Here is a 16,261-nt window from a genome sequence, read left to right as displayed (position 1 = left end):
ATATTGGCAAGTCATTTTGGTGAACTCTGTTGCGTTGTTCCCACTATTGGTCAACGCAGAAACCATGAGTTCCACACCAGTCAATGCCAGTACATTGCTACAAACGATCTTTGGCTTGATTGTGGTGCTGGCGATAATTGTGTTTTTAGGCTGGATCCTTAAACGCAGTCAATTCTTTCACGCAGCACATAATGGTCAATTAAAGGTTTTAGGCTCCCTCTCTTTAGGTACGCGGGAAAAAGCTGTGTTGATACAAGTGGGCGAACAACAGCTTTTAATTGGTGTTACTGCGCAAAATATCAGCACTTTGCATACGCTATCCGAACCACTTCCCATTCGTGAAATTTCCCCACCCGCTGAGGGCGAGTCATTTGCTGATCGGCTGAAACAGATGATGCAGCAGCGAGGCCATAAATAATGCGTAGCGTTGGTTTGTTCTTGTTACTGCTAGTGTTGCCTGGCTTGGTTTTAGCTGAGCCCGGTATTCCTGCATTGACCTTGTCGACTGGCGAAGATGGATCACAAAGTTATTCGCTGACCTTGCAGATCCTGGCGTTAATGACAGTGTTGACGCTGTTACCGGCAGCATTGTTAATGATGACCTCATTTACCCGGATCATTATTGTATTGGCGATTCTGCGGCAGGCAATGGGTGTGCAGTCCACGCCTTCCAATCAGATTATGATTGGTCTGGCGCTGTTTCTGACTTTCTTTATCATGTCTCCGGTCTTCAGTACAGCCTATGAAAATGGCGTTCAGCCATATATGGATGGCGATATCGAAGCAACCGCAGCGATTGAACAGGTTAGTCAACCCTTTCGCGAATTTATGCTGGCGCAGACCAGAGAAAGTGATATCGAATTATTTGCTGAAATTGGTGGTTATTCCGCCATTGAAAGTCCTGCAGATGTACCTTTCAGCCTGCTGCTGCCAGCTTTTGTGACCAGCGAGTTAAAAACCGCTTTTCAAATTGGCTTTTTGATTTTCGTACCATTTTTGATTATTGATCTTGTCGTCGCTTCAGTTTTGATGGCAATGGGGATGATGATGTTGTCACCCATGCTGATCTCTCTGCCCTTTAAACTGATGTTATTTGTTTTAATTGATGGCTGGGCATTATTAATGGGAACGCTGGCTTCCAGCTTTTATATTTAGCGATGACTCCTGAAACCGTCTTAACCGTTATGCAGCAAACTCTTGAAGTGATTACTTTGCTGATTATTGTGATACTCATTCCAGCGTTAATCGCCGGCTTAATCGTGAGCATGTTTCAGGCGGCTACCTCTATCAACGAACAGACGTTAAGTTTCATTCCCAAATTGCTGGTAACGATTTTGGTATTGATGGTAGCCGGCCCATGGATGCTCAGTCTGGTCACCAATTACACGGTTCGACTGTTTGAAAACATTCCCTACCTGATAGGTTAGCGATGAATCTGTCTATCGCAGAAATCAGTGCGATGCTCGGGGCGTATATGCTGCCGCTATTTCGCATTGGCGGTATGCTGATGGTGGCACCGATTTTTAGTAGCAATTTTGTCAATGTTCGAACCAGACTGATCATTGCTCTGGCCATCACTTTCGTGGTGGTTCCAACCATCAATACTCCCCCCCCGGTATTCTCGCCGCTGAGTGGTGAAGGCATCCTGCTTATTGCTCAAGAAGTGATGATTGGTATCTGCATGGGATTTATGTTGCAACTATTGATTAATGCCTTCATCGTCGCCGGTCAGATTATTGCAATGCAGATGGGGCTTGGTTTTGCCTCAATGGTTGATCCTCAGAATGGCACTACGGTGCCAGTAATCAGTCAATTTTATCTGATCTTCATTACCCTGATGTTTCTCAGTATTAATGGGCATTTAGTATTGATCCAGGTGATGGCAGAAAGCTTTATCACCTTGCCAATGGGTGCCGGCGGTATTTCAGTGGAAAGTTTTCGTGATATCGCCGGGCTGGCCAGCTGGATGTATGCAGCCGGTGTTATTATTGCCTTACCTGCAATTGGCTCTTTAATGATGGTCAATCTGGCGTTTGGTATTTTGTCTCGTGCTGCCCCGCAAATCAGCCCATTTTCGATCGGTTTTCCGCTTACCATCGGCTTGGGCTTTGTCATCATTTATATCACCCTGCCCGCGGTCGGCAATCATCTGGTTAACTTTTCGGATCAAATGCTGCAAATGACACGAATGCTGGTAGTGAACAATGGCTGATCAGGATAGCGGTCAGGAACGCACCGAAGACCCCTCGGGTAAACGTCTTGATGAAGCACGGGAGAAGGGTCAGGTCCCCCGATCCCAGGAATTAAGCACAGTAGTGGTATTGATTTCCAGTGCGGTGGCGATGCTGTTTGTGGGTGGAAATCTGGTCAGCAGTCTCGGCGAGGTAATGACCCAATCCTTTTCGCTGAACCGCAAGTTGATCATGGACCCGCATATGATGGCGCAGCAGCTGATTGTCGCCTTGAAAATCATGGCTGTTGATGTCGGTAGTTTTCTGGCAATTACGCTGATAGCGGCATTAGCAGCTCCGGCATTGATTGGCGGCTGGAATTTCTCCACGCAGGCCATGGGCGTCAAACCGGAAAAGATGAGTCCGCTTCGCGGTCTTAAGCGTATTTTTGGCCCTCAGGGTCTGGTTGAACTTGGCAAAGCGCTAGGCAAGTTTTTACTGGTGGGCAGCATAGGCACCTTAATTCTGTGGAGTCTGCGTGACCGATTATTGACACTGGGACGGCAGGAAGTTGAAGTGGCAATGACAGAGCTGGGGTTCATTGTCCTCTGGGGATTTTTAGCAATTTGTGCCAGCCTGATTTTGATTGCGTTGATTGATGTGCCTTTCCAGCTATGGAATCACACTAAACAATTACGCATGACAAAACAGGAACTTAAAGACGAAAATAAAGAAACCGAAGGTAGCCCGGAAGTCAAAGGGCGGATTCGCAGGATGCAACTCCAGTTATCTCAACAACGGATGATGCAGGATGTGCCCGAAGCCGACGTTATCATTACCAACCCAACACACTATGCGGTTGCTTTACGTTACGACCAATCTAAATCTGGCGCTCCAGTTGTCCTGGCTAAAGGCACCGATCTGATGGCGCAACAAATCAGAATGGTCGCCGATCACCACGAAGTGCCCATTATATCTGCTCCTCCACTGACCCGAGCCGTCTATTACAGCACGGAAATCGGTCAGGAAATTCCATCTGGTCTGTATATTGCAGTAGCCCAGATATTGGCGTTTGTCTTCCAATTGAGACGTTATAAAAATACGGGCGGTAACAAGCCAAATCTCAATACAGAAGACTTGCCAATACCGGATGAATTTAAACGAGATGAGTAGTCAATGGAGAATACAAGCCTGACAAGCCGTTTAGGTGGGGTGTTAAACGGTAATGTCGCGACACCAATGTTCCTGGTGGCATTGCTGGCCATGGTGGTCATTCCCCTTCCTGCATTTATGCTGGATATGTTATTCAGCTTTAATATCGCCTTATCACTGACCATCGTGCTGGCCAGTGTTTATGTGAGAAAACCCTTACAGTTCGCCGCATTCCCAACCATACTGCTATTAGCAACCCTGCTAAGACTGGCTTTAAATGTCGCTTCTACCCGTATTGTTCTGCTTGAGGGACACACCGGTACTGCCGCCGCCGGGCAGGTTATCGAAGCATTTGGTGAGTTTGTTATCGGCGGTAACTATGCGGTAGGTCTGGTCGTTTTCGCCATTCTGGTTATTATCAACTTTGTGGTAGTAACCAAAGGTGCAACGCGTATTGCTGAAGTTAGCGCCCGTTTTACCCTGGATTCGATGCCCGGTAAACAAATGGCGATCGACGCTGACTTAAATGCTGGCTTAATTGATCAGGATGAAGCCCGCCGTCGTCGTGAAGAAATCATGCAGGAATCAGATTTTTACGGTTCTATGGATGGTGCCAGTAAATTTGTTCGCGGTGATGCTATTGCCGGGATCCTGATCCTGTTTATCAATATCATCGGTGGATTTGTCATTGGTGTTCTGCAACATAGTCTGAGCTTTTCTGAAGCAGCACATAACTATACCCTGCTGACGATAGGTGATGGTCTGGTCGCCCAGATACCTTCATTACTGCTTGCTGCCGCTGCGGGCTTGCTGGTCACCCGCTCTACTGCTGATCAGGATATTGGTGAGCAGATTTTCTCTCAGTTGTTGAAAGAACCCAAAACCCTGGCCATTACCTCAGGCATTATCGGCGGAATGGGTTTAATTCCTGGCATGCCAAATGTCCCATTTTTACTTTTGGCCGGTGCCGGTGCTGGCAGTGCCTGGTTGATAGCACAGCGTCAAAAAGCCGCCACACTTGCGGCAGCTCCACCGCCACAACAGGAAGCCAATCGAGATCAACGGGAGCTGAGTTGGGATGATTTAAGTCCGGTTGATCCAATTGGACTGGAAGTCGGTTATCGCTTGATCCCACTGGTAGACAAAAATCAGGGCGGCCAGTTGATGAATCGCATCAAAGGTATTCGCAAAAAGATTTCGCAGGAAATGGGCTTCTTAATTCCACCGGTGCATATCCGCGATAATCTGGATTTATCGCCCACCGCGTATCAAGTCACTTTATTTGGTGTGACCTTTGGTGAAGCCGAGGTCTATCCCGATCGGATGCTGGCAATCAATCCCGGTCAGGTCTTCGCCCAATTAGAGGGTATTCGTACCAAGGATCCCGCCTTTGGTCTGGATGCAATCTGGATTGAGCCCAGCCAGCGAGAGCATGCCCAGGCCCAGGGTTATACCGTGGTTGATGTTGACACAGTTGTTGCCACCCATTTAAGTAAAATCCTGCAAAATCATGCGCATGATTTACTGGGACGCGAAGAAGTTCAGCACCTGCTGGACAATCTTGCCAAAACTGCGCCCAAACTGGTGGAAGGTCTGGTACCCGATACCGTCCCATTAGGTACGGTGCAAAAAGTACTGCAAAACCTGCTACAGGAAAACATTCCAATTCGCGATATCCGCACCATCAGTGAGGCAATTGCCGAACAGGCAGCACGCAATCCCGATCCCGAGGCAATCACTGCCGCAACACGGATGGCGCTGGCACATTCCATCGTACAGCACATTAATGGCACCCAACCTGACCTGCCTATCATCACGTTGGATCCAGAGCTGGAACAAATATTGCTAAAAACATTACAGGCATCTGGAGAAGGTGGCGCAAGTCTGGAACCGGGACTCGCAGAAAATATGCACAAAAATCTGCAAGAAGCGGCTCAACGACAAGAGATGTCGGGTGAGTCGGCGATTTTGGTGGTTCAGGCGGGATTAAGAGGTTGGATTTCCCGTTTTATCCGTAACGCGATTCCAGGACTACATGTGCTTTCCTACAACGAGATACCTGATGATAAACAAATACGCATTGTGGCAAATGTGGGTCGATAACAAGAAGGTGATGTGATGAAAATTAAACGTTTCCAGGCGGCAGATGTACGTCAGGCAATCCGCGAAGTACGTGAAGTACTGGGTCCGGATGCCGTTATCCTCTCTAATACTCGCGTTGATGGTGGCGTGGAGATTGTGGCGGCTACAGATTACGATGAGACGCAATTCCGTCGTCAGAATAATGTTCCTCGTCCCGCAGCTGTCGCAGACGAACCCAAAATTGAAATTGATCCTGCTCAACCACAAGCACCGGCTTACGTTGCCCCACAACAAAATATCTGGTCGCAGGAACCCACTCTGGTTCAGATGCGCAAAGAAATTGCCAGTTTGCGGGATATGCTGCAAAACCAGCTGTCTGATTTAACCTGGAAAGATATGGCAAGACAAAGTCCAACCCAGATGCAAGTTTTGCAACGCCATATGCGCATGGGAACGGATGTTGAACTCGCCAAACAACTGGTTACAGCCAGTCAGGGAATTGATGATCTGGAAACTGCCTGGCGTCAATCATTAGGCAAACTTGCGGCGCAAATCCCGTTATCAGATCAGGACATTATCGAAAAAGGTGGCATCATGGCTCTGGTGGGACCGACTGGCGTTGGTAAAACCACGACCATTGCCAAACTGGCAGCGCGTTGCGCATTGAAACACGGTGCACGCCAGGTAGGCCTGATTACCACTGATTGCTACCGAATCGGCGGTCAGGAGCAACTGCGTAGTTATGCTCGTATATTGGGCGTCTCATTACGAGTCGCGCGAAACCATCAGGAACTGGGTGAAGCACTGAATGATATGCTTGATCGGCGCTTTATACTGATCGATACTGCAGGTATGAATCCGCGTGATATGCAATTAACACAAAAAATAGCTATGTTAACTCAGCATTCTCCCCGCATCCGACATTTCCTCACGCTGTCTGCAACCACCCAAAACTCTGCTCTGAATGATATCATTAAGGCGTTTTCGCACCTTAAATTAAGCGGCTGCATTCTGACCAAAACTGATGAAAGCAGCAGTCTGGGAGGTGCGGTCTCTGCAATAATTCGTCATCAACTGCCTTTGGCCTATATCTGCGATGGTCAGCAAGTACCTGAAGATCTTGGTCTGGCACGACCAAACAGTTTGGTGAATCAGGCCAGTGAGTTGATGCAATCTGAACAACAAGCACTGGATCCTCATACAGTATCCAGTTACGGAGGTTTTGCCGCTTATGGCTGATGCACCCTTGGACCAGGCAAGTGGTCTGCGAAAAATGACCCACATTCCGAAGCCGGTAAAAGTAATCGCTATTGCCAGTGGTAAAGGTGGTGTGGGTAAAACCAATGTCACGGTGAATATTGGTGTGGCACTTGCTACTCAAGGGAAAAAAGTCGTTCTACTCGATGCTGACCTGGGTTTGGCCAATATCGATGTGATGCTTGGCTTACATCCGCAATTCAATCTGCTGCATGTTCTTGAGGGAGATAAAAGCCTGAAAGAAATTATGGTTGATGGCCCATCCGGGCTACAGATTATCCCAGCGGCTTCCGGTGTTAAGAAAATGGCTGAACTCAGCCCTGCTGAACATGCGGGTATGATTCAAGCTTTCAGTGAACTCGATGATCACATTGATATCCTGCTTATCGACAGTGCAGCAGGTATCGCTGACAGTGTCGTCAGTTTTACCAAAGCGGCGCAGGAAGTCATCGTTGTTGTCTGTGATGAACCTGCCTCAATTACCGATGCCTATGCATTAATCAAATTACTGAGTCGCGAGCATGGAGTTGAACGATTCCATATTATTGCCAATATGGGACGCAGTATTCAGGAAGGTCGTGAATTATTCGATAAAATCTCACTGGTATGCGATCGCTTTTTGGATGTAACCTTAAATTTTATGGGGATTGTTCCTTTTGATGAAGATCTTCGTCGGGCAGTTAAAAAGCAACGTTCAGTGGTCGAGTTTTTACCGCGCAGCAAATCTGCCACGGCATTTCAGCATCTGGCAAAAAAAATCGATTACTGGCCCGTAGCCAAACAACCGAGGGGAAATATGGAATTCTTTGTTGAACGTCTGATACAGGCTAGCCTGGAAGCAGGTTAGGATGATTGGATTAAGCATGTATTCCAGCCAAATATCAGAACTCACTCAGCACCAGCTGATTCAACAGCATGGTGGCCTGGTTAAACGTATCGCTTATCATCTGGTTGCCCGCTTACCCCATACGGTTGAAGTGAATGATCTAATTCAGGCAGGCATGATTGGTCTGCTGGATGCTTCCCACCAGTATAAAGCCAGCCAGGGTGCCAGCTTCGAAACGTATGCGGGTATTCGTATCCGTGGAGCGATGCTTGATGAAATTCGGCGCAATGATTGGGCACCGCGCTCGGTACACCGCAAAGCCCGTGAAATCGCTGAAGTCATGCATCAGCTTGAACAGCAACTTGGCCGTTCACCAATGGATGTAGAGGTGGCGGATGCACTGGAAATGACACTTGATCAGTACCACCAGCAATTACAGGATGCCTCAGGGCACCAGGTATTCAGTCTGGATGATATGACTGATAATCAACTGACTGATGGTGACTCTTTCGGTAGTGATGATGTCGGTCCCGCTGAAATCACCGAGAATAACAATTTTGAACGCGCTCTTGCAGAAGCGATAGACGGTCTGCCGGATCGTGAGCGGTTATTAATGAGCCTGTACTATAATGAAGAATTAAACTTAAAAGAAATTGGTGAAGTACTCGGCGTCAGTGAGTCACGTGTCAGTCAGATCCACACACAAACTGTGGTGAGATTGCGTAGTAAGCTTCGCGATTGGATGCAGTAATTTTGGGAGGTATACCTTGGATAAAAATATGAAAATCCTCATTGTGGATGACTTTTCTACAATGCGACGGATTATCAAAAATCTATTACGTGATCTTGGCTTCAATAATACTATTGAAGCAGATGATGGTTTAACTGCCCTGCCCATCTTAAATGCAGGTGGTATCGATTTCCTGGTAACCGACTGGAATATGCCCGGCATGCAAGGAATAGACTTGCTTAAAACTGTGCGTGCCGATCCCAAATTAGCTACCTTGCCCGTGTTAATGGTTACTGCCGAGACAAAACGGGAGCAAATCATTGAGGCCGCTCAGGCTGGCGTCAATGGCTATATTGTAAAACCATTTACGGCCGCAACATTAAAAGAAAAAATCGAAAAAATATTCGAACGTATCAACGCACAATAATCCGCTGGAAAGGAATTTATGGAAGCTCTGAATAAAGCAGAACAACTTGAAGCCGCCCAGGCCCTTATTAATGCGATTGAGCAGGATGACGAAGATCGTATTAAAACTGAATTAATGGCGCTTACCAATGCTCGCGAAAGTGCATTATTTCAGCAAATAGGCAAATTGACCCGTGAACTTCACGAAGCATTAAATAACTTCAAAGTTGATGCCCGACTGGTTGATCTGACACACAACGATATGCCGGATACCCGGGATCGTCTGAACTACGTTATTCAAACCACTGAAGAAGCTGCACACAAAACGTTAGGTTATATCGATAAAACCCTGCCTTTGGCTAATGAATTGAAACAAACTGCCGCTAAGCTCAATGAAAGCTGGCAACGCTTTCGAAATCGGGAGATGTCAGCAACAGAATTCCGTGATTTGAGCCGGGAAATTGAAGCTTACTTACCTGTGGTGAATACGCATGCTGGGGAGATCCACAATAACTTATCTGAAATGACGCTGGCACAGGGCTTTCAGGACTTAACCGGACAAGTTTTACGCCAGGTCATTGGACTGGTAGAAGAAGTTGAAAACAATCTGGTAAAACTGGTTAAGGTGGCAGGACAATCTCAGCAAAGTGGAGAGACAAAACAGGTCGATCCATTAAAAGCAGAAGGACCGCAGATAAATGCTAAAAATAAACCGAATGTGGTCAACAACCAGGACGATGTGGATGATTTGTTATCCAGTCTTGGTTTTTAGAAGGACAGGAGCATGGCCTTAGATACAGATGATGAAATTCTGCAGGATTTTCTGGTTGAGGCAGAAGAAATACTGGATGGCTTGAATGAGCAATTGGTTGCTCTGGAAACACAGCCACAGGATAAAGATTTACTTAACTCCATTTTTCGGGGCTTTCACACTATTAAAGGTGGCGCTGGATTTTTAAGTCTCGAAGCGATGGTAAACCTGTGTCATAAAGGCGAGGATGTATTTAACCTGTTGCGTCAGGGTGAACGCCTGGTTGATGCAGACATGATGGATACCTTTCTCAAGGTACTGGATATTCTTAACAGTATGTTTGCTGAGGTCAAAGCCGGCTCTTATCCAACGGCAGCTGATCCGGTCATAATCGATCAACTGGCGGCTTATTTATCTGGTGAAGCGCCGCCCGCTGCTGCAGAACCGGAACCAGAGCCTGAACCAGAAGTGAGCCCACCGGCAGCTGAAAACAATGTAGCTGGCGATGACATAACAGATGATGAATTTGAAGCGCTACTGGACCAATTGCATGGCAATGCTGCGCCTGGCATTACTCCACCTGCAGATCCTCCTAAAGCCGAACCAGCCAAATCGACTGGAGATGATGAAATCTCCGAAGAAGAATTTGAAGCGCTTCTGGATGAATTACAGGGAAAGAAACCAGCAGCTAAAACCACTCCTCCGCCCGCAACTAAACCTGCTGCCGAAGCAGCTAAACCCGTCAGTCCAGCAGAACCTGCATCTTCACCGAAAACGGCTGACGATGAGGATGTGGTAACAGCGGTAAAACCAGCAGCTGCTGCAGCTGCACCGCAAGCAGCGAAAGCGCCAGCAGAAACCAGTGTACGCGTCGATACGTCCCGACTGGACGACATCATGAATATGGTAGGCGAACTGGTTCTGGTGCGAAATCGTATTAACACGCTGGAAGCGGCCTTTGAAAACGAGGAAATGGCCAAAGCCGTCAATAATCTTGCCGTGGTTACTGGAGACCTGCAAACCGCCGTCATGAAAACGCGGATGCAACCGATCAAAAAGGTATTCGGTCGCTTCCCTCGAGTGGTACGTGATTTGGCTCGCAGCCTGAAAAAAGACATCAACCTTGAATTACGTGGCGAAGAAACCGATTTGGATAAAAATCTGGTAGAAGCCCTGGCAGATCCGTTGGTGCATCTGGTTCGTAATGCAGTCGATCATGGCGTTGAAATGCCCGATGTCCGTGAAGCGGCAGGCAAACCGAAACAAGGACAAATCGTGCTCGCTGCAGCTCAGGAAGGTGACCATATTCTGCTGACTATTTCAGATGATGGCGCCGGAATGAACCCTGAAGTATTACGCCGCAAAGCCGTTGAAAAAGGCATGATGGATGAGGAAGCTGCCTCACGTCTGACCGAATCGGAATGTTTTGCATTGATATTTGCACCAGGATTTTCGATGAAACAGGATATTTCTGATATCTCCGGTCGCGGTGTCGGTATGGACGTGGTCAAGACCAGCATCTCCAAACTCAATGGTGTCATTGATATTCAATCGGAAATAGGCAAAGGCACGACACTTTCCATCAAAGTCCCGTTAACCCTGGCGATCATGCCCACATTAATGGTGATGTTGGGTAATCAGATATTTGCCTTCCCACTGGTCAGTGTGAATGAAATTTTTAATCTGGATTTGAATAAAACCAATACCGTTGATGGTCAGCAAACTGTTATTGTTAGAAACAAAGCTCTGCCCTTATTTTATTTGCGTAAATGGCTGAATAAAAACAATGTCACAGAGCGTAAAGCAACAACCGAACATGTTGTTATCGTCAATGTCGGCACACGAAAAGTGGGTTTCGTTGTTGACCAGTTAATTGGACAAGAAGAAGTGGTTATCAAGCCTCTGGGAGCCCTGCTGCATGGTACCAAAGGCTTTGCAGGAGCGACCATTACTGGCGATGGACGTATTGCTCTGATTCTTGATTTCCCAGAGTTAATGAATACTTACGCACATCGAAATTATTAAGGATATTTGTGACTGTTAAGGTACTGATTGTTGATGATTCAGCTTTTTTTCGCCGGCGACTGACTGAAATCATTAATGCCGATCCTCGGCTTGAAGTTATCGCCAGTGCCGCTGATGGTGTGGAAGCCGTCGAACTGGTATCTCGCTACAGACCCGATGTTATTACCATGGATTTGGAAATGCCTGTATTGGATGGCATTGGGGCAGTAAAAAAAATCATGCGCCGTCGCCCTACCCCGGTGCTTATGCTTTCCACCTGGACCACGGACGGCGCCAAAGCAACACTAGAGGCATTAGATGCCGGGGCGATGGACTTTCTGCCAAAACGTTTTGAAGATCTTGCGCAGGACAAAGCCAGCGCCCGGCAAAAATTATGTGACCGTATCAATTTTCTGGCAACACACTCAAAGCCTGAAAAACATACCACAGCCATCAAAACGTCAGAATCACCGGTCACCATAACGCCACTTGAAAAGAAAAAAATTGAACTGGTGGTTATCGGCACCTCAACCGGTGGGCCTGTTGCTTTGCAAAGTGTATTGTCCCAGTTGCCAGCGGAATTTCCGTTTCCGATTATTCTATTGCAGCACATGCCTGCAACGTTTACCCCCTCTTTTGCTGAACGACTGAATTCCCAGTGTCATATCAAAATCAAAGAAGCTCAGCAGAATGATTCCTTAAAACCAGGAGTGGCTTACCTTGCTCCGGGTGGACAACAATTGATGTTGAAAGGCCGTAGAGGACAGCTTTATCTGCAGGTCGAGGCTGGCCCCGAAAATGCAACATATCGCCCCTGTATAGATGTCACACTGGAATCTGTTGCCCAGATTTGTCCAGCACAGACCTTGACGATAATCCTTACCGGTATGGGGGCTGATGGCTGTGATGGGGCGATAAAAATGCATCAGAAAGGCTCAACCGTGTGGGCTCAGGATCAACAGTCCAGTACTATCTATGGTATGCCAATGGCCGTCGCCAAGGCAGGCGTGGCTGATAAAATTCTCAGCCTCGCTGAAATCGGTAAACTACTGACGGCGCTTAAATAAGCTATGGATATCCTTAGCATCCTGGGCTTACTGATTGGGTTTGGTGCCATTATTGTCGGTCAGTATCTGGAAGGCGGGCATCTCGATACCATTCTTAATGCGGTGGCCTTATTAATTGTATTGGGCGGTACACTGGGTGCCGTAATGCTACAGACGCCGATGAATACATTTTTGCGTGCATTGAAAATGACCGTATGGATATTCAAGCCCCCTCAGCAATCGGCCAAACGTTTACTGGAAAAGATTCTTGACTGGAATCAAATCGCCCGACGTGAGGGGTTACTTCGCCTTGAGGCTATGGCTATGGAAGAAACCGATATCTTTACCCAAAAAGGTCTGCAACTCATTGCTGATGGTGCCGAGCCGGAAATCATTCGTGAGATTCTGGAGACCGATCTGGATATCATGGAGAACAATGATCTGCAGGCTGCTAAAGTCTATGAAGCCATGGGAGGTTATTCACCCACCATCGGTATCATTGGTGCGGTGTTAGGGTTAATTCACGTCATGGGAAATCTGGCAGATCCTTCCTCACTTGGATCAGGCATTGCCGTGGCTTTTGTTGCCACCATTTATGGTGTCGGGCTGGCTAACCTATTGTTTTTACCAATGGGGAATAAACTCAAGACGTTGGTACAACGCCGCACCCAATTACAAATGATGTTAATTGATGGCTTGATCAGTGTGGCTGATGGTGACAATCCACGCAATATCGAAAGCCGTTTGCAGGCATATCTGGGTTAATCCTATGGCCCGGAGAAAGCGTCATGAAGAACACGAAAACCATGAACGCTGGCTGGTTTCCTATGCTGACTTTATCACCCTGCTGTTTGCGTTTTTTGTGGTGATGTATTCCATTTCTTCAGTTAATGAAGGTAAATACAGGGTGCTATCAGAGACACTGGAAAGCGTGTTCTCACAACCAACCCGCAGTGAAGACCCCATTCAGATCGGCGAAGTCAGCCGCGGACAAGGCGAACGAGTAGCTTCACCGGGTAAACCAGAACTTCCGGATTTTGAAATTGAATTACCCGAACTTCCCAAAGAACGCCCACCCGTTTCCGAGCAGAGCATACGGACAATTAATGATATTTCGCAGCAACTCAGCAGTGCACTGGCCGATTTGATTACAAATGAAGATGTCAGTATCAAACAAACTGAAGACTGGCTGGAGGTAGAAATCAATTCCAATTTTCTGTTTGCCAGCGGCGATGCGCGTTTAGCACGTGAGGCCGTGCCAGTGATTGGTCAGATTGCGGATGTACTGGCACCCGTTGCCAATCCTCTGCAGGTTGAAGGGTTTACCGATGATCAACCGATCAATACGCCAAGATTTCCGTCAAACTGGGAGTTGTCAGCAGCCAGGGCTGCCAGCGTGGTAAATTTACTGGATCGTTTTGGCATTGAGCCGGGACGAATGTCAGCTATTGGGTATGGAGAATTCAAACCGATAGCTAATAATGAAACGGAATTGGGCCGCCAAAAAAACCGTCGGGTTGTTCTGGTTATTCTGGGCAGCTCGGAAAGCCGGAGGACACTTGAAGTGTTTGATCAATTTAATCGCTCTGCAACAGAGCCAGAAAACTCAAGTACTCCCATTACTGACACCTTGTCATCGCCGTTGATGATGCCCGCCAATAATGGTGAAGCATCTCCATGACGGTCTGGGCGATCGCCAATCAGAAAGGTGGCGTAGGCAAGACCACTACGGTGGTGAGTCTTGCCAGCCATCTGGCGTTGAAGGGCCATTCAACGCTGTTGCTGGATATGGATCCACATGGTTCATTAACCACTTATTTTGGTTTTGATCCGGACAATATCGAAAACAGTATCTATACCCTATTCCAACATGCTGAACAGCAACCACTGAACGCCATATTCAAAACATTGAAGAAAACCAGTCAGGAAAATATGTACATATTACCGGCTGCAACTGCGATGGCGACACTGGATCGCCAGCTGGGCATTCAAAGTGGTAAAGGTTTAGTGATACAAAAAACCCTACAGCAACTCAAAGACCGTTTTGAATATGTACTGATTGACTGCCCGCCAATGCTGGGAGTGTTGATGGTGAATGCTCTGGCTGCATGTGATGAGCTGTTAATACCGGTCCAGACTGAATTTCTGGCCTTAAAAGGGCTAGAACGCATGTTGCACACGCTACACTTGATCAACCATTCCCGTCAGCACAAGCTGCCGTATCTGATTGTGCCGACCATGTATGATCGTCGTACTCGGGCTGGCACCCAGACATTGCAAAAAATGCAAAAAGACTATGAAGATAACCTTTGGCAGGATGCGATTCCAATAGATACGCAATTTCGTGATGCCAGCAAATCAGGCATTCCCCTGCCAGCACTCAATCCTGAAAGTCGGGGCAGCATGGCGTATGAACGTCTAATGAAGAAACTCACCAAAGCCGCAGCAGTGGCAAAGTCAGATAAGAATGTCTAAGCCAACACAAATAAAAGAACCAAAACAGGCGTTAGCAGCTTATCTGCAGGAGTTATTGCTGGACAGTGAACCGGAAACGCTTGAACAGGTAGCTGCTGAGATAGACCAGACACTTCCTGTCGCCGAACCCGAAAGCTTCGCCGACATCGAAAATTCGCCTGACAAACATACGCAGGCATTATTATTCGAGGTGGCGGGAATGCAGCTTGCATTGAGTCTGGATGAACTGGATGGCATTGAAAACTGGCCAGACGATGGGTTGTCGCAAATTCCAGGGCATCCAAGCTATGTTGTTGGCACCTTAAGTCGGCCTCAACAGCATACCCAAGTAATTGATTTGACGACATTGATCACCAATCAATCAAGTAATTCAGATAACAACCGATACATATTATTAGTAGACAATAAACAATTGGGATTGGCGGTTTCAGTGATACGTCATGTGGTCAAGCTCGAGGGTGATAATGTGCGTTGGCGGCGAGAACCAGGTCAGAGACCCTGGCTGGCGGGTATGTTAATGTCTCCTCTGAGTAGTATTATTTCGTTACCCGAGCTGTTAAAAATAATACGTTAGCCAATAAAATTGGCACAAACTGTGCTTTGATGAATATATATAAATAGCGTCATAAAATTGGCAGATTAAGGTTGGTCAATTTTTTGAATAAGGAAAAAACCATGAGCGAGCAAGATAATCAGGCCGGGAGTGATCCGATTCTACAATGGGTTACCTACCATTTGGAACAGGAAGTCTATGGCATCAATGTGATGCAGGTGCAGGAAGTATTACGCCCAACTGAAATAGCTCCAGTACCTGGAGCACCTGATTATGTGCTGGGTATCATCAATCTACGCGGTAATGTGGTAACCGTCATTGATACTCGCAAGCGGTTTGGTCTGCCCTCCCGTGAAGCTGACGAAGATTCGCGAATTATTATTGCCGAAGTCAGTGGTAACGTTATTGGCATGTTAGTCGACAGCGTCGCTGAGGTCGTTTATTTACATCAATCAGAAATTGACACTGCGCCTAATGTCAGCAGTGATGACAGTTCTCGTTTTATTCAAGGCGTATGTAACCGAGATAAAACGTTATTGATTCTGGTTGACGTCAATAAACTGCTGAATGATGACGAAATCGCTGATATCGCCAGTTTCTAATGTGACATGGCTGACGAAATTCATCCTGCTCAACCACTTGTTCCTACAACAAGAGTGGATGTTCCTGCAGATGAAAAACGTCGCCATAAACAGAACGAGCAGGACGATAATCATGTCGAAGATAATGAAAAAGAAAATAAACAGCCAAAGCGGCCTCCTAAAACCGGCATTATTGATGAATATGTGTGATATCTCAGGAGATATATC

Annotated in this window: 19 protein-coding genes; all 19 read left to right on the top strand. The window is 47.0% G+C overall.

What is annotated here, in order from left to right:
- Positions 1 to 64 precede the first annotated feature (64 nt).
- Positions 65 to 418 (top strand): flagellar biosynthetic protein FliO, encoded by a 354-nt coding sequence (gene fliO / locus B3S93_RS03270; RefSeq protein ID WP_292400093.1) that lies wholly within the window; start codon positions 65 to 67, stop codon positions 416 to 418.
- Positions 418 to 1,155, top strand: a complete 738-nt coding sequence (gene fliP / locus B3S93_RS03265; RefSeq protein ID WP_292353663.1) for a flagellar type III secretion system pore protein FliP — start codon at positions 418 to 420, stop codon at positions 1,153 to 1,155. Before fliO ends, fliP begins: the two co-directional genes overlap by 1 nt.
- 2 nt (positions 1,156 to 1,157) lie before the next feature.
- Complete coding sequence (gene fliQ / locus B3S93_RS03260) at positions 1,158 to 1,427, top strand: flagellar biosynthesis protein FliQ (RefSeq protein WP_014708077.1); 270 nt, start codon at positions 1,158 to 1,160, stop codon at positions 1,425 to 1,427.
- 2 nt (positions 1,428 to 1,429) lie between these two features.
- Positions 1,430 to 2,212, top strand: coding sequence for a flagellar biosynthetic protein FliR (fliR, locus tag B3S93_RS03255; RefSeq protein WP_292400096.1), 783 nt, complete (start codon positions 1,430 to 1,432; stop codon positions 2,210 to 2,212).
- Positions 2,205 to 3,344, top strand: a complete 1,140-nt coding sequence (gene flhB, locus B3S93_RS03250) for a flagellar biosynthesis protein FlhB (protein WP_292400100.1) — start codon at positions 2,205 to 2,207, stop codon at positions 3,342 to 3,344. Before fliR ends, flhB begins: the two co-directional genes overlap by 8 nt.
- A 3-nt stretch (positions 3,345 to 3,347) precedes the next feature.
- Positions 3,348 to 5,426: a flagellar biosynthesis protein FlhA gene (gene flhA, locus B3S93_RS03245; protein ID WP_292353660.1), complete on the top strand. Its 2,079-nt coding sequence runs from the start codon at positions 3,348 to 3,350 to the stop codon at positions 5,424 to 5,426.
- Between the two features lie 15 nt (positions 5,427 to 5,441).
- Positions 5,442 to 6,644, top strand: coding sequence for a flagellar biosynthesis protein FlhF (gene flhF, locus B3S93_RS03240; protein ID WP_292353659.1), 1,203 nt, complete (start codon positions 5,442 to 5,444; stop codon positions 6,642 to 6,644).
- Positions 6,637 to 7,509, top strand: coding sequence for a MinD/ParA family protein (locus B3S93_RS03235; protein ID WP_014708082.1), 873 nt, complete (start codon positions 6,637 to 6,639; stop codon positions 7,507 to 7,509). Before flhF ends, B3S93_RS03235 begins: the two co-directional genes overlap by 8 nt.
- 16 nt (positions 7,510 to 7,525) lie before the next feature.
- Positions 7,526 to 8,239 carry an RNA polymerase sigma factor FliA gene (locus tag B3S93_RS03230; protein ID WP_292748405.1) on the top strand — a complete coding sequence of 238 codons (714 nt, stop codon included), beginning with the start codon at positions 7,526 to 7,528 and terminating at the stop codon, positions 8,237 to 8,239.
- A gap of 16 nt (positions 8,240 to 8,255) precedes the next feature.
- On the top strand, positions 8,256 to 8,645 hold the full coding sequence (cheY, locus tag B3S93_RS03225; RefSeq protein ID WP_169697805.1) for a chemotaxis response regulator CheY: 390 nt from the start codon (positions 8,256 to 8,258) through the stop codon (positions 8,643 to 8,645).
- 18 nt (positions 8,646 to 8,663) lie between these two features.
- Complete coding sequence (locus tag B3S93_RS03220) at positions 8,664 to 9,395, top strand: protein phosphatase CheZ (RefSeq protein WP_292353657.1); 732 nt, start codon at positions 8,664 to 8,666, stop codon at positions 9,393 to 9,395.
- 12 nt (positions 9,396 to 9,407) lie between these two features.
- Positions 9,408 to 11,399 (top strand): chemotaxis protein CheA, encoded by a 1,992-nt coding sequence (locus B3S93_RS03215; protein ID WP_292400106.1) that lies wholly within the window; start codon positions 9,408 to 9,410, stop codon positions 11,397 to 11,399.
- A gap of 8 nt (positions 11,400 to 11,407) precedes the next feature.
- Positions 11,408 to 12,445, top strand: coding sequence for a protein-glutamate methylesterase/protein-glutamine glutaminase (locus B3S93_RS03210; RefSeq protein ID WP_292400109.1), 1,038 nt, complete (start codon positions 11,408 to 11,410; stop codon positions 12,443 to 12,445).
- Between the two features lie 3 nt (positions 12,446 to 12,448).
- A complete protein-coding gene (locus tag B3S93_RS03205; RefSeq protein ID WP_292400111.1) occupies positions 12,449 to 13,189 on the top strand; it encodes a flagellar motor protein in 741 nt (246 codons plus the stop codon).
- A gap of 4 nt (positions 13,190 to 13,193) precedes the next feature.
- Complete coding sequence (motD, locus tag B3S93_RS03200) at positions 13,194 to 14,105, top strand: flagellar motor protein MotD (RefSeq protein WP_292400114.1); 912 nt, start codon at positions 13,194 to 13,196, stop codon at positions 14,103 to 14,105.
- Positions 14,102 to 14,899: a ParA family protein gene (locus B3S93_RS03195; protein WP_292353652.1), complete on the top strand. Its 798-nt coding sequence runs from the start codon at positions 14,102 to 14,104 to the stop codon at positions 14,897 to 14,899. Before motD ends, B3S93_RS03195 begins: the two co-directional genes overlap by 4 nt.
- The gene (locus B3S93_RS03190; protein ID WP_292400117.1) at positions 14,892 to 15,473 is read left to right on the top strand and encodes a chemotaxis protein CheW; all 582 of its coding nucleotides are present in this window, start codon (positions 14,892 to 14,894) and stop codon (positions 15,471 to 15,473) included. Before B3S93_RS03195 ends, B3S93_RS03190 begins: the two co-directional genes overlap by 8 nt.
- 101 nt (positions 15,474 to 15,574) lie before the next feature.
- The gene (locus B3S93_RS03185) at positions 15,575 to 16,054 is read left to right on the top strand and encodes a chemotaxis protein CheW (RefSeq protein WP_292353650.1); all 480 of its coding nucleotides are present in this window, start codon (positions 15,575 to 15,577) and stop codon (positions 16,052 to 16,054) included.
- A gap of 6 nt (positions 16,055 to 16,060) precedes the next feature.
- Positions 16,061 to 16,243 carry a hypothetical protein gene (locus tag B3S93_RS03180; protein ID WP_292353649.1) on the top strand — a complete coding sequence of 61 codons (183 nt, stop codon included), beginning with the start codon at positions 16,061 to 16,063 and terminating at the stop codon, positions 16,241 to 16,243.
- Positions 16,244 to 16,261: the final 18 nt, after the last annotated feature.

It is taken from the genome of Methylophaga sp. UBA3613, from assembly GCF_002375415.1.
Lineage (GTDB): Bacteria > Pseudomonadota > Gammaproteobacteria > Nitrosococcales > Methylophagaceae > Methylophaga.
Note: the sequence above shows the minus strand (reverse complement) of the source record. Positions and strands in the feature narration are given on the sequence as shown.

Coding starts and splice junctions, on each gene's coding strand:
- fliO (WP_292400093.1), top strand. CDS start 65: ATGAGTTCCACACCAGTCAATGCCAGTACATTGCTACAAACGATCTTT.
- fliP (WP_292353663.1), top strand. CDS start 418: ATGCGTAGCGTTGGTTTGTTCTTGTTACTGCTAGTGTTGCCTGGCTTG.
- fliQ (WP_014708077.1), top strand. CDS start 1,158: ATGACTCCTGAAACCGTCTTAACCGTTATGCAGCAAACTCTTGAAGTG.
- fliR (WP_292400096.1), top strand. CDS start 1,430: ATGAATCTGTCTATCGCAGAAATCAGTGCGATGCTCGGGGCGTATATG.
- flhB (WP_292400100.1), top strand. CDS start 2,205: ATGGCTGATCAGGATAGCGGTCAGGAACGCACCGAAGACCCCTCGGGT.
- flhA (WP_292353660.1), top strand. CDS start 3,348: ATGGAGAATACAAGCCTGACAAGCCGTTTAGGTGGGGTGTTAAACGGT.
- flhF (WP_292353659.1), top strand. CDS start 5,442: ATGAAAATTAAACGTTTCCAGGCGGCAGATGTACGTCAGGCAATCCGC.
- B3S93_RS03235 (WP_014708082.1), top strand. CDS start 6,637: ATGGCTGATGCACCCTTGGACCAGGCAAGTGGTCTGCGAAAAATGACC.
- B3S93_RS03230 (WP_292748405.1), top strand. CDS start 7,526: ATGTATTCCAGCCAAATATCAGAACTCACTCAGCACCAGCTGATTCAA.
- B3S93_RS03220 (WP_292353657.1), top strand. CDS start 8,664: ATGGAAGCTCTGAATAAAGCAGAACAACTTGAAGCCGCCCAGGCCCTT.
- B3S93_RS03215 (WP_292400106.1), top strand. CDS start 9,408: ATGGCCTTAGATACAGATGATGAAATTCTGCAGGATTTTCTGGTTGAG.
- B3S93_RS03205 (WP_292400111.1), top strand. CDS start 12,449: ATGGATATCCTTAGCATCCTGGGCTTACTGATTGGGTTTGGTGCCATT.
- motD (WP_292400114.1), top strand. CDS start 13,194: ATGGCCCGGAGAAAGCGTCATGAAGAACACGAAAACCATGAACGCTGG.
- B3S93_RS03195 (WP_292353652.1), top strand. CDS start 14,102: ATGACGGTCTGGGCGATCGCCAATCAGAAAGGTGGCGTAGGCAAGACC.
- B3S93_RS03190 (WP_292400117.1), top strand. CDS start 14,892: ATGTCTAAGCCAACACAAATAAAAGAACCAAAACAGGCGTTAGCAGCT.
- B3S93_RS03185 (WP_292353650.1), top strand. CDS start 15,575: ATGAGCGAGCAAGATAATCAGGCCGGGAGTGATCCGATTCTACAATGG.
- B3S93_RS03180 (WP_292353649.1), top strand. CDS start 16,061: ATGGCTGACGAAATTCATCCTGCTCAACCACTTGTTCCTACAACAAGA.